Annotated in this window: 14 protein-coding genes and 1 tRNA gene; 12 read left to right on the top strand and 3 right to left on the bottom strand. The window is 66.2% G+C overall.

The genetic code is table 11. From position 1 onward, the window contains the following. The first annotated feature begins 2 nt into the window (after positions 1-2). Genes NKJ72_RS13570 through NKJ72_RS13560 form a run of 3 tightly spaced genes read left to right on the top strand, consistent with a single transcriptional unit; the run spans position 3 to position 2,151 of the window. The gene (locus NKJ72_RS13570; protein ID WP_352477543.1) at positions 3-635 is read left to right on the top strand and encodes a precorrin-8X methylmutase; all 633 of its coding nucleotides are present in this window, start codon (positions 3-5) and stop codon (positions 633-635) included. Then, entirely contained in the window at positions 632-1,390 is a 759-nt protein-coding gene (locus NKJ72_RS13565) for a precorrin-2 C(20)-methyltransferase (RefSeq protein WP_352477542.1), read from the top strand. Before NKJ72_RS13570 ends, NKJ72_RS13565 begins: the two co-directional genes overlap by 4 nt. Further along, entirely contained in the window at positions 1,387-2,151 is a 765-nt protein-coding gene (locus tag NKJ72_RS13560) for a precorrin-3B C(17)-methyltransferase (protein WP_352477541.1), read from the top strand. The genes NKJ72_RS13565 and NKJ72_RS13560 overlap by 4 nt, the downstream gene beginning before the upstream one ends. On the opposite strand, the gene NKJ72_RS13555 is transcribed toward NKJ72_RS13560, so the two are convergent. Next, positions 2,115-2,897 carry a cobalt-precorrin-6A reductase gene (locus NKJ72_RS13555; protein ID WP_352477734.1) on the bottom strand — a complete coding sequence of 261 codons (783 nt, stop codon included), beginning with the start codon at positions 2,895-2,897 and terminating at the stop codon, positions 2,115-2,117. The two genes, NKJ72_RS13560 and NKJ72_RS13555, sit on opposite strands and share 37 nt — an antisense overlap. 1 nt (position 2,898) lies before the next feature. Here NKJ72_RS13555 and cbiE point away from each other — a divergent pair, with 1 nt between their 5' ends. The 8 genes from cbiE (at position 2,899) to NKJ72_RS13515 (ending at position 9,536) form a co-directional block, all read left to right on the top strand. After that, entirely contained in the window at positions 2,899-4,140 is a 1,242-nt protein-coding gene (cbiE, locus tag NKJ72_RS13550; RefSeq protein ID WP_352477540.1) for a precorrin-6y C5,15-methyltransferase (decarboxylating) subunit CbiE, read from the top strand. Continuing rightward, positions 4,137-4,517, top strand: a complete 381-nt coding sequence (locus NKJ72_RS13545) for a cobalamin biosynthesis protein (RefSeq protein WP_254818091.1) — start codon at positions 4,137-4,139, stop codon at positions 4,515-4,517. Before cbiE ends, NKJ72_RS13545 begins: the two co-directional genes overlap by 4 nt. Next, positions 4,514-5,278, top strand: coding sequence for a precorrin-4 C(11)-methyltransferase (gene cobM, locus NKJ72_RS13540; RefSeq protein WP_352477539.1), 765 nt, complete (start codon positions 4,514-4,516; stop codon positions 5,276-5,278). Before NKJ72_RS13545 ends, cobM begins: the two co-directional genes overlap by 4 nt. Continuing rightward, entirely contained in the window at positions 5,275-6,081 is an 807-nt protein-coding gene (gene cobA / locus NKJ72_RS13535; RefSeq protein WP_352477538.1) for a uroporphyrinogen-III C-methyltransferase, read from the top strand. The genes cobM and cobA overlap by 4 nt, the downstream gene beginning before the upstream one ends. Further along, a complete protein-coding gene (locus tag NKJ72_RS13530; RefSeq protein WP_352477537.1) occupies positions 6,078-7,391 on the top strand; it encodes a cobyrinic acid a,c-diamide synthase CobB in 1,314 nt (437 codons plus the stop codon). Before cobA ends, NKJ72_RS13530 begins: the two co-directional genes overlap by 4 nt. Beyond that, on the top strand, positions 7,388-8,149 hold the full coding sequence (locus NKJ72_RS13525) for an adenosylcobinamide-GDP ribazoletransferase (protein WP_352477536.1): 762 nt from the start codon (positions 7,388-7,390) through the stop codon (positions 8,147-8,149). The genes NKJ72_RS13530 and NKJ72_RS13525 overlap by 4 nt, the downstream gene beginning before the upstream one ends. A 24-nt stretch (positions 8,150-8,173) precedes the next feature. Continuing rightward, positions 8,174-9,184, top strand: coding sequence for a nicotinate-nucleotide--dimethylbenzimidazole phosphoribosyltransferase (cobT, locus tag NKJ72_RS13520; RefSeq protein ID WP_352477534.1), 1,011 nt, complete (start codon positions 8,174-8,176; stop codon positions 9,182-9,184). A gap of 82 nt (positions 9,185-9,266) precedes the next feature. Next, entirely contained in the window at positions 9,267-9,536 is a 270-nt protein-coding gene (locus NKJ72_RS13515) for a hypothetical protein (RefSeq protein WP_352477533.1), read from the top strand. 144 nt (positions 9,537-9,680) lie between these two features. Here NKJ72_RS13515 and NKJ72_RS13510 read toward each other — a convergent pair. Together NKJ72_RS13510 and NKJ72_RS13505 are read right to left on the bottom strand one after the other, a co-directional pair. Then, positions 9,681-9,756 (bottom strand) — tRNA-Lys (locus NKJ72_RS13510). A gap of 106 nt (positions 9,757-9,862) precedes the next feature. Further along, positions 9,863-10,768 (bottom strand): PhzF family phenazine biosynthesis protein, encoded by a 906-nt coding sequence (locus tag NKJ72_RS13505; protein WP_352477532.1) that lies wholly within the window; start codon positions 10,766-10,768, stop codon positions 9,863-9,865. Between the two features lie 111 nt (positions 10,769-10,879). Here NKJ72_RS13505 and NKJ72_RS13500 point away from each other — a divergent pair, with 111 nt between their 5' ends. Continuing rightward, complete coding sequence (locus tag NKJ72_RS13500; RefSeq protein ID WP_352477531.1) at positions 10,880-12,172, top strand: efflux RND transporter periplasmic adaptor subunit; 1,293 nt, start codon at positions 10,880-10,882, stop codon at positions 12,170-12,172.

Raw genomic sequence — 12,172 nt, 5'->3', positions numbered from 1 at the left:
ACATGACCGCCTATGACTACATCCATGACGGCACGGCGATCTATGAGCGCTCCTTCGCCATCATCCGCGCCGAGGCCGACCTGTCGCGCTTGTCCGAAGCCGAGGCCGACGTCGCTATCCGCATGATCCATGCATGCGGCCAGGTCGAGGCCGCGCGGCACTTCGTTTTCTCGACCGATTTCGTCGCCGCCGCACGCACAGCGCTGGGCGCCGGCGCGCCGATCTTCTGCGACGCGCAGATGGTCTCGCACGGCGTCACGCGCGCCCGGCTGCCTGCCGGCAACGAGGTAATCTGCACGCTCCGCGATCCGCGGACCGCCGACATCGCGAAAAAGATCGGCAACACCCGCTCGGCCGCAGCGATCGACCTGTGGGGCGAGCGCATAGCCGGTTCGGTCGTCGCCATCGGAAATGCGCCAACCGCCCTGTTTTATCTGCTGGAAAAGCTGCGCGACGGCGCGCCGAAGCCGGCGGCGATTATCGGCATGCCGGTCGGGTTTGTCGGTGCCGCCGAATCGAAGGATGCGCTGGCCGAAAATTCCTACGGCGTGCCTTACGCCGTCGTGCGCGGCCGGCTGGGCGGCAGCGCCATGACCGCCGCCGCCCTCAATGCATTGGCGAGGCCGGGCCTATGAACGTGATCGCAAAAGGTCGACTGGTCGGCGTCGGCACCGGTCCCGGCGACCCCGACCTGCTGACGCTGAAGGCGGTGCGTGCGCTGGCCGAGGCCGATGTCGTTGCGCATTTCGCCAAGCGCGGCAACAACAGCAATGCGCGCGCCATCGTCGGCGCGCATTTTCGCCCCGATTTGATTGAGCTGCCGCTGCTCTATCCGGTGACGACCGAGATCGACAAGGATCACAGCGATTACCGCTCGCAGATCACCGATTTCTATGAGCAATCGGCCGAAAAGGTCGCCGCGCACCTCAGCGCCGGCAGGATGGTCGCGGTGCTTTCGGAAGGCGATCCGCTTTTCTACGGCTCCTACATGCATCTTCATGTCCGGCTGGCGCACCGTTTTCCGACCGAAGTCATCCCGGGCGTCACCGCCATGTCCGGCTGCTGGTCGGCGACCGGCCTGCCGATCGTCCAGGGCGACGACGTGTTGACGGTGCTGCCGGGCACGATGAGCGAATTCGAGCTGACGCGTCGCCTCGCCGACACCGACGCCGCGGTGATCATGAAGGTCGGCCGCAACCTGCCCAAGATCAGGCGCGCGCTGGAGGCAACCGACAAGCTGGCGCGGGCCATCTATGTCGAGCGCGGCACCATGCCGGGCGGCGTCTCGATGCGGCTGGCCGACAAAAAGGACGACCAGGCGCCCTATTTCGCCATCGTGCTGGTGGCCGGCTGGTCGGGCCGGCCAAGTGCATTGAAAGCAGAAGCATGAGCGGCCGCCTCACCGTCATCGGCCTCGGGCCCGGCAACGCCGACCAGGTGACGCCGGAGGCAAGCCGCGCCGTTGCCGAGGCAAAATTCTTCTATGGCTATAAGCCTTATCTCGACCGGCTCGATCTGCGCCCCGACCAGACCCGCGTCGCTTCCGACAATCGCGAGGAACTCGCGCGCGCCAGGGACGCGCTGCTGAAGGCTGCGGAAGGCCACGATGTCGCCGTCGTGTCGGGCGGCGATCCCGGCGTCTTCGCCATGGCGGCGGCCGTCTGCGAGGCGATCGAGGCGGGCCCACCCGAATGGCGCACGGTCGACATCGCTATCGTGCCCGGCATCACCGCCATGCTCGCCGTCGCCGCCCGCATCGGCGCGCCGCTCGGCCATGATTTCTGTGCCATCTCGTTGTCCGACAATCTGAAGCCGTGGGATCTGATCGAGCTGCGCCTGCTTGCCGCGGCGGGCGCCGGCTTCGTGATCGCGCTCTACAATCCGATCAGCAAGGCACGTCCCTGGCAGCTTGGCCGCGCCTTCGAGTGCCTGACGGCGATCCTGCCCGGCACCACGCCGGTGATCTTCGGCCGTGCCGCCGGCCGTCCCGACGAGCGCATCGAGGTTTTTCTGCTGGCCGACGCCGATGCCGCGAAGGCCGACATGGCGACCTGCATCATCATCGGCTCGCCGGAAACCAGGATCATCAAGCGGCGTGACAAGGTCGCGCTGGTCTACACGCCGCGTTCGGCAGCGGGCCCAAGAACATGACCGACCAGAAAATGATCGACCATAGCGGCAAGCGATTCGATGGTTCCCGCCGACGTAACGTCCGGCAACGCCGGCCTGCGGATCATGATCACCTCGACGCCGAGTGCCCGCGCCGCCGCGATCTTGCCGTAGGTCGCCTCGCCGCCGCTGTTTTTGGAAACAACGACTTCGATGCCACGGCTTTCGAGCAGCGTGCGCTCATCGACCTCATGAAACGGCCCGCGCGCCAAGAGATAGGCCGCGTCGGGCACAGCGAGCCTGGGCTCGACCGGGTCGACACTGCGAATGAGATAATGATGCCGGGGAGCTGCCTCGAAGGCAGCGACCTCCTGTCGCCCGAGCGCCAGGAACACACGGCGCGGCACCGATCCCAAAGCCGTCACCGCGCTGGCAACGGTGTCGACCAACGTCCAGCGATCACCTTCGACCGCCTCCCATCCGGGACGCCTGAGCGCAACGGTAGGCACGCCGGTCATGCGCGCTGCTTCCGCCGCATTGGCGGAGATTCGCGCCGCATAGGGATGCGTGGCGTCAATCAGCAGGTCGATCTTGTTCTGGCGGAGATACGCCGCCAGCCCGCCGGCACCGCCGAAGCCGCCGACCCGCACCGGCACCCCCTGCGCGGCCGGGTTTTCGGTGCGACCGGCCAGCGACAGCATGACCGAAATATCCGCGCGCGCGGCAAGCTTGCCGGCCAGTTGCCGTGCTTCGGTGGTTCCGCCGAGGATCAGAATGCGGTGGGTCATCATGCCTGCTGAAGCTCCGCGCGGCGCCAAGCTCGCCTCAAAGTGGCTCACGATCATCGGCATCGGCGAGGACGGTGTAGCGGGTCTCGGCGACGAGGCCAAGCGGTTGATCGCTGAGGCCGAGTTCGTCTTCGGCGGCAAGCGCCACCTCGCCCTTGTCGCATCACTGGTCAAAGGTGAAGCGCGCGCCTGGCCGACGCCTTTCGATGCCGAGATGCGCGACGTGCTGGCGCTCTCCGGCAGACGCGTCTGCGTGCTGGCCTCCGGCGATCCCTTCTACCACGGTGTAGGCGTCATCCTCGCCCGCAAGGTCGCGGCAGAGGATATGCGGGTGATCCCCGCGCCCTCGGCCTTTTCGCTGGCCGCCTCACGCCTGGGCTGGGCGCTGCAGGACGTCGAGACGGTCTCGCTGCATGGCCGCTCGCTCGACCTGATCCGGCCGTTGCTGCATGATTGCACCCGCATTCTCGCGCTGACTTCGGACCGCGATGCACCGGAAGCGATTGCCCGTCTCCTGACCGAGCTCGGCTTCGGCGCGTCGCGGCTGACGGTGCTGGAGGCGCTGGGTGGGCCGAACGAAAGGTTGCGCTCGGCGAGCGCCGGCACCTTCGACCTCGCAAAGATCAATCCGCTCAACGTGCTCGCGATCGAAGTTGAATCGACTCCGCAAGCACCCATCCTGCCGCTGACAGCGGGACGTGCCGATCTTTTGTTCGAGCATGACGGCCAGATCACCAAGCGTGAAGTGCGCGCCGTCACCCTGTCCGCTCTCGCGCCAAGGCGCGGCGAACTGCTGTGGGACATCGGCGCCGGATCGGGCTCCATCGGCATCGAATGGATGCTGGCCCATCCTTCCATGCGTGCCATCGCCGTTGAGGCCGATCCGTCCCGCGCCGCCCGCATCCGACGCAACGCCGCGGCCTGCGGCGTTCCCGGTCTCGCCGTCGTTGAAGATTCGGCACCGCAAGCTCTTGCCGGGCTGGAAACGCCGGCAGCGATCTTCATCGGCGGCGGCGGCAGCGATGCCGGCGTGCTGGAAACAGCCATCGATGCCTTACCTGCCGGCGGCCGCCTAGTCGCCAACGCAGTGACCCTGGAGATGGAGGTACTGCTGCTTTCCCGTCACGCTGCGCTCGGAGGCGAGCTTACCCGGATCGCTATATCCCGTGCTTCGCCGGTTGGTTCGATGCAGGCCTGGCGGCCGGCTATGCCGGTCACGCAATGGAGTTGGGCCAAGCCATGATGGTCGCGGGCATCGGCAGCCGCAAAGGTGTCAGCGCACGCGACGTGCTTGCTGCGGTAGAAACCGCGCTGGAGGCGCACGGGCTTGCCCTGCCCGCGCTTTCAGCCCTCGCGACCGCGTCTCTCAAGCAGGATGAAGCGGCAATCTTCGCCGCCGGACGTGAACTCCGCCTCCCGGTGATCGTTGTCGAGCAGGACGAACTCAAAGCTGCATCTACGACCAGCCACTCCGACCTATCACAGGAGCATGCCGGCACGCCGTCTGTTTCCGAAGCCTCGGCGCTTGCCGCCGCCGGCAAAGGCGCAAAGCTGCTCGGACCGCGCACGGTGCTCGGTGCTGTCACCTGCGCCATCGCCATCAGCGGAGATGCGGCATGACCGTTCACTTCATCGGTGCCGGCCCGGGTGCTGCCGATCTCATCACCTTGCGCGGCAGCCGCCTGCTCGGCAGTTGTCCCGTCTGCCTCTATGCCGGATCGATCGTGGCGCCGGAGCTGTTGCAGCACTGCGCGCCCGGAACGAGGTTGATCGACACCGCGCCGATGTCACTCGACGAGATCGAGGCCGAATATGTGGCCGCCCACGCGGCCGGCCATGATGTCGCCCGCCTGCATTCCGGTGATTTGTCGGTCTGGAGCGCAGTTGCCGAGCAGATCCGCCGGCTGGAGAAGCATGGTATCCCTTATACGCTGACGCCGGGCGTGCCGTCCTTCGCCGCTGCGGCGGCAGCGCTGCGCCGCGAGCTGACCATTCCAGAAGTCGCGCAAAGCCTGGTGCTGACCCGCATCTCCGGCCGCGCCTCGAAAATGCCGCCCGGCGAAACGCTGGCCGGCTTCGGCCGCACCGGCGCCACGCTGGCCATCCACCTTGCCATCCACGCCATCGACCGCGTCGTCGCCGAGCTGACGCCGCATTACGGCGCCGACTGCCCGGTCGCGGTCGTCTTCCGTGCCTCCTGGCCGGACGAGCGCGTGCTGACCGGCACGCTGGCCACCATCGAGGCGCAATTGGCCGCCGATCCGATGGAGCGCACGGCAATCATCTTCGTCGGCCGCTCGCTGGCGGCGGAAGGCTTTGGCGAAAGTTCACTGTATGACGCGCACTACCAGCGGCGCTTTCGCGGACGGGGCGGGTTGTGAGCGGCAGCAATAGAAACACTACGGTCGAGCAGGCGCTCACCCGGCTGGACTTCAAGCCGCGCCAGCTGGAGCCCGGTCATGTCTGGCTGGCCGGTGCCGGCCCTGGCGATCCCGGCTGCCTGACGCTGGAAGTGCTGGCCGCCCTCGGACAGTGCGACGCGCTGGTTTATGACGCGCTGGTCTCGCCCGCGGTCGTCGCCGTCGCCGAGGGCGCGGAACTGTTCTATGCCGGCAAGCGCGGTGGCAAACCATCGATGAAGCAGGACGACATTACCGCTCTGCTGGTTCGGCTGGCGCGCGCGGGCCGGCGCGTCGTCAGGCTGAAGGGGGGCGACCCCTATATTTTCGGGCGTGGCGGCGAAGAGGCGCTTGCGCTGGCCGGGAAAACCATCCCGTTCCGCATCCTGCCTGGCCTGACGTCCGGCCTCAGCGCGCTGGCCGCCACCGGCATTCCCGGCACCATGCGCGGCATCAACAAGGCGCTGATCCTGGCGACCGGTCACGCCGCCGGCACCGATGACGACCTCGACTGGGCGGCCATCGCCCGTACCGGCCAGCCGGTGGTCATCTATATGGGCATGGCCAATCTGCCACTGATCGCCGCCTCGCTGCTCGAGGGCGGGCTGGCGCCTTCGACGCCCACCGCGGTGATTGTCGCTGCGACGACACCGCAGGAACGGATCGTCGTCGCCACGCTCGCCACCATTGCGGAAGAGGCAGCAGCCGCCGGTCTGACCTCGCCGGCGCTGATCGTCGTCGGCGGTATTGTCGCTATGCGTGCGGCACTGGCGGGCGAGCCATGACCCGCGCCATCATCATCGGCGCGCCGCGCTCGGGCTCGGGCAAGACCAGCGTCACCATCGGCATTCTGCGCGCGCTCGCCCGGCGCGGCCTGAAGGTGCGCGGCGCCAAGTCCGGCCCGGACTATATCGATCCCGGCTTCCACACCGCCGCCACAGGCTTGTCCGGCGTCAACCTCGACAGCTGGGCAATGCCGCCCGCCCTGCTTAACGCACTGGCCGGCGAAGCGACCGAAGATGCCGATTTTATCTTCCTCGAAAGCGCCATGGGCCTGTTCGACGGAATTCCGGCTGCTCCGGGCCGCACCGGCTCGGCCGCCGACCTTGCCCGACTTTATGGCTTGCCGGTGCTGCTGGTGCTCGACGTTTCCGGCCAGTCGACCACGGCGGCGGCCGTTGCCAAGGGCTTTGCTACTTATGACCCCGATGTGCGCATGGCCGGTGTCGTGCTCAACCGATTGGGCAGTGAACGCCACCGCCGACTGTGCGGCGATGCCATCGAAGCGCTCGGCCTGCCTGTCGTCGGCGCTATCCTGCGCGATCCCTCGCTCAACCTGCCCGAGCGTCATCTCGGCCTCGTTCAGGCCGGCGAATATGAGAATCTGATGGCGCATCTCGACCGGCTGGCCGATATGGTCGAGCGCTCGCTCGACCTCGACGCCATCATGGCTCTGGCGGCGCCATTCACGCCCGCGCCGGGCAATTTCGGCGACGCGCTGCCGCCCCCCGGCCAGCGCATTGCACTCGCCGAGGACGCTGCCTTTACCTTCCTCTATCCGCACGTTGCCGCGCATTGGCGCAAGGCCGGCCCCGAGATCGTCCCATTCTCGCCGCTCGCCGATGAAGCGCCCGGCGACAATTGCGATGTCTGCTGGCTGCCCGGCGGCTATCCCGAGCTCCACGCCGGCCGCCTCGCCGCCGCTGCGAATTTCAGGGCGGGCATGGCGAGGTTCGCCGCCACGCGGCCGGTGCATGGCGAGTGCGGCGGCTTCATGGTGCTCGGCGAGGCGCTCGAGGACGCATCGGGCGAGACGCATCGGATGCTTGGCCTGCTCGGCCATTCGACCAGCTTCGCCAAGCGCAAGATGAATCTCGGCTACCGCGAGGCGCGGCTGCGGTCCGGCTGTCCGCTCGGCAGCCAAGGCACGCTGATCCGCGGCCATGAGTTCCACTACGCGCAGATGGTTGCGACCGGCAATGACGAGCCGCTGGCCGATCTCGCCGACGGGCAAGGCAACCCGCTCGGCGCCTCCGGCTACCGGCGCGGCAATGTCAGCGGCACGTTCTTCCATGCCATTGCGAGGGGCGGATGAAGGCCTCGCAACAGCAAATTCTCGATGATATCGCGCTTTGCCTCGTCTTCTTTACCCGGCTGCCGCTGCCGCGAGCCGACTTCCGTGGCCGAAGCCTTGCCGCTGCGATCTGGGCTGCACCGGTCGCCGGTCTCGCCGCCGCTATGGCCGGTGCGCTGGCCTACGCGGTCGGCACGAGGCTGGGCCTAGCCGGAGGTCCTGCTGCAGCGTTCGCCCTTGCCGCGATCTTGCTTGTCACCGGCTGCCTGCATGAGGACGCGCTGTCGGATGTTGCTGATGGTTTTGGCGGCGGCAAGACCCGCGACAGGAAACTGGAGATCATGCGTGACAGCCGCATCGGTGCCTACGGCGCCTGCGCGCTCGGCATCTCGCTGCTGATCCGCTGGAGCGTGCTCTCTGGATTCGCCGGCCCAGCCCACGTGTTCTTGGCTTTGATTGCCGCGCATGCCGCCTCGCGCGGCCTGCTCGGCGCCTTCATGCACCTGCTGCAGCCGGCCCGCAGCGACGGCCTTTCGGCCGAAGCGGGCACCGTCTCGGCTAAAACAGCTGGCATCGGTGCCGTACTCGGTGCGGTCGCGCTGTTGGCGCTTGGGTTCGGCGCTGCCGTTTTCGCGATCATCCTGCTCGGTCTGTTATTCGCCGCCTTCCGCGCGCTTTGCCTCAATCAGATCGGCGGCCAGACCGGCGACACCGTCGGCGCCCTTCAGCAGCTGGGCGAGATCGCAATCCTGCTCGTCGCTTCCATTTCCCTTTCCTGACTCTGTTTCGGAGATTTTGCCCCCATGCCTTTCAAATCGCTCGATGAACTGCGCGCCGCCTGCCTCGGCCTGCCCATTGGCAGCGACGCCGCGGCCAATGCCGTCGCCCGCCGCCAGGACACGCTGACCAAGCCGCAAGGCAGCCTTGGCCGGCTGGAGACAATAGTCGCCTGGCTGGCGCGCTGGCAGGGCCGCGACATGCCAAAGCTCGACCGTGTCAAGGTCTTCGTCTTCGCCGGCAATCACGGCGTCACCGCGCAAGGCGTGTCGGCCTTCCCGTCGGAGGTCACCGTGCAGATGGTGGCGAATTTCGCCGGCGGCGGCGCCGCCATCAACCAGCTTGCCCGCATCGCCGGCGCGGAGCTGGACGTCATCCCGCTTGATCTGGATCATCCGACCGGCGATTTCACGCAAGACGTGTCGATGGACGACGAGGCCTTCCTCGCCGCTGTCTCGGCCGGCTACGACGCGGTCAGCAAGGACCTCGACCTCGTCTGCTTCGGCGAAATGGGCATCGGCAACACCACGCCGGCGGCGGCCATCTCAACCGCGCTGTTCGGCGGCGGCGCCGAACGATGGACCGGGCGCGGCACTGGCGTCGACGATGCCGGCCTCGTGCGCAAGATCGTCGCCATCGAGGCCGGCCTGAAGCGCCACGCCCCGGCGCTGGCCGATCCGCTGAAGCTCGCGGCGGCCCTCGGCGGCCGCGAGCTTGCGGCGATCTTGGGCGCAACGCTGGCTGCGCGTCATCTCGGCGTGCCGGTATTGCTCGACGGCTTCGTCTGCACCGCCGCAGCGGCACCCTTGGCAGCGCTGCACCCTGCTGGCCTCGCCCACACCCTGGCAGCCCATGTCTCGGCCGAATCCGGCCACCGTCGTCTATTGGAGGCGCTCGGCCTGCCGCCCTTGCTCGACCTCGGCATGAGGCTCGGCGAAGGCTCCGGCGCCTGCCTCGCCGTCAACATCGTCCGCTCGGCACTCGAATGCCATGCCAGGATGGCAAGTTTTGCGGAGGCTGGTGTTTCGGAGAAGTGATCCAGTTCAACATCGGCCTATGAGCTTGATCCACTAAGGCAGCAGCTTCCGTTCGCAATGATTCTCAGATAAATCTGGTGGGATGAAAAAATTTCACCCCGCCTACTCTGCTGCGTTTCTCATTGTCGGTAGCGGTGCGCTAATTTCGCGCGGCAGATACTCCAGCTACGGTCCGATCGACACCGCGATTCTCGTCCTTTTCTTGATCTTCTTCTGGTGGCTTATCAGCGACTTTTCAGGGGGAAAAGCCGATGTTGATGCTGACAGACGTCAGAGTGCTGACAATGGCATCGCTTTTCGGTTCGGCAAGTTTCTGAGCCGCGTTTTCGGGCGCGGCAATCGCAGCGTTTGATCCAGTCGGCTGCGAGCGCCGCGAGCTAAGAGCACGCCTCGCCAAAGACTATCGGACTCCAAAAGCAGCCCAAAGTCGATGAAACGAGCGCGGTGAATGAAACCGGCTCGTTCTAAGGTCTTTCCACCAAATCCTGGAGATTTTTGGTGGGTGCGCACAGGATTGAACTGTGGACCCGCTGATTAAGAGTCAGCTGCTCTACCAACTGAGCTACGCACCCACTCGGCCGGTAAAAACCGGCGTTGGCGGGCATATAGCCGCCGCCATCCGCCATGTCCAGCCCCGTGGGATTCATTTCCCGACAAATCGCCGAAGTGCCGAGGTCGTCAAACAAAAAGCCTGCCTTCAGCCACCTTCACCGCATGGCCACCGATGCGGGCGGCGGCCAGTTTGCCGCCGTCGACATTCAGTTCGAGGCGAATGCGCGAAGGCCGGCCCATCTCCAGCCCCTGCTCGATCCACAGTTGTGAAACGCCGTCTGTCGGGCCGTCGAAATGCATGATCGCGCCGGCGAACGCGGCCGCCGCTGATCCGGTCGCCGGGTCTTCGTAGGACGGATTGCCGGGCACCATCATGCGGACATGGAAGGCACTGTCATGGTGCACCGTCTCGCGGCAATAGACATAGGGGCTGGCGAAGGCCCATTCGCTCTTGCGTGGTGCGAGCTCCGACCACGCCTGGTTGTCCAGCCTAATCCGAGCGGCCGCCTCCAGATTGGCGACGGGGATGGTCACGTAGGGCACGCCCGCCGACCAGAACGAAACGCGGTGGTTCTCGAAGCCGATCTCGTGCGGCCCAAGGCCAAGGGCCGCGCCGATCGCCTCGGGATCGGCCGACAATTCCAGCTGGGCCGGCAGTTTCGCCAGGTCGAACTCGGCAAAGGTCGAACCATCGTGCTTGCTGACAGCGCAGCGCACCGGGCCGATATTCTCCTCGAGCACGAAGATACCGGCGGCCTCTCCCGCCATTTCGGCGAGCGCTATCGCCGAGCCGACGGTCGGGTGGCCGGCGAACGGCATTTCATAGTCGGGCGTGAAGATACGGATGCGGGCCCGGTGCTTCGGGTTGTCAGCCGGCAGCACGAAGACGGTTTCCGACAGGTTGAACTCGCGCGCCACCGCCTGCATCGCCGCAAGGTCCAGCCCGTCACAGTCGAGCACCACGGCCAGCGGATTGCCGGCCAGCCGGTTGGTGGTGAATACGTCGTAAAGCAAGTAATTCCGCGGCTGCATCTCAGTAAGTCCTCTGCCTCATTCCTAACATGAGCGAAATTTAATTTGAATTTTGAACCATAAGGCCTGATTTGTGCACTGATGGGATATCACTGAACATAGGGGTCCGGCGTGGACCAGATTGTCAATCTGCCAAAGACGGAATCCGCTTCCGCCATCGAGACGGCGCTCGGGCTCGACCACCAGGGCCTGAAGACAAAACGCCGTCGCGGTTGGTTTTACGCGCTGCTTGCGCTACTCGCAGTGGCCGCGGGTGTCGTCGGCTACCCCTGGTACGCGGGCTCGCCCGCCAAGATCGAGTATACCACGACACTGGCCGCCATGGCCGATCTTACCGTCGCGGTTTCGGCAACCGGCACGCTGCAGCCTCTCACCCAGGTCGATATTTCCAGCGAACTCTCCGGCGTCGTCCGCTCGGTCTCGGTCAACGAGAATCAGCTGGTGAAGAAGGGCGATGTGCTGGCTGCGCTCGACACTGCAAAGCTGGAGGTGCAGATCGAGCGCGCCCAGGCCTCCGCCAAGGCAGCGGCCGCGAGTGTCGAGGACGCCACCGTGACCCTGGCCGAGAACGAAAAGGCGCTGGTGCGCGCGGCACAACTGACCAAGCGCGGTATGGCGACGGACCAGTCGCTCGAAGCGGCAACTGCCACGCGCGACCGCTCGAAGGCGGCACTCGATATCGCCAAAGCCAACCTCGCCATGGCCAGTGCCGATCTCAAGGCGCAGCAGACGGATCTTGCCAAGAGCACCATCTACGCTCCGATCGACGGCATCATACTGACGCGCTCGGTCGATCCCGGCCAGACGGTCGCCTCTTCGCTGCAGGCGCCGGTGCTGTTCGTCATCGCCGCCGACCTGAAGAACATGGAGTTGAAGGCGGCGGTCGACGAGGCCGATATCGGCGCCGTCAAACCCGGCCAGCATGCGCGCTTCACCGTCGATGCCTTTCCGGAACGGCCGTTCGACGCCGAAATCCGCGACATCTCCTATGCCTCAGTCACCACCGACGGCGTCGTCACTTACGATGCAAGGCTGGATGTCGACAACAGCGAACTTCTGTTGCGGCCCGGCATGACAGCCACCGTCTCGGTCGTCACCAAGCAGGCCAGGAACGTGCTCACCGTGCCGTCGATCGCCTTCCGCTACCGGCCGGCCCAGACAGCGGAGCGCGGCTGGAGCCTCACCGACCTGTTCACCGGCCGCATGGGACGCCCCGGCGGCAACCGCCAGCACCCGGCGGCGACGAAGCCCACCGACGGCTCGCGCACGCTCTACGTGCTGGAGAATGGGCGGCCGCATCCGGTCAACGTCAGGGTCGGCTCGACAGACGGCGAACTGACCGAGATCGTCTCCGGCCTGGAGGAAGGCGCACAAGTCATTACCGCCTCGCAGCAGCTGAGTTGA

It is taken from the genome of Mesorhizobium sp. M0045 (assembly GCF_040323385.1).
Classification (GTDB): Bacteria; Pseudomonadota; Alphaproteobacteria; order Rhizobiales; family Rhizobiaceae; genus Mesorhizobium.
This window is presented reverse-complemented; position numbering and strand designations above follow the sequence as displayed.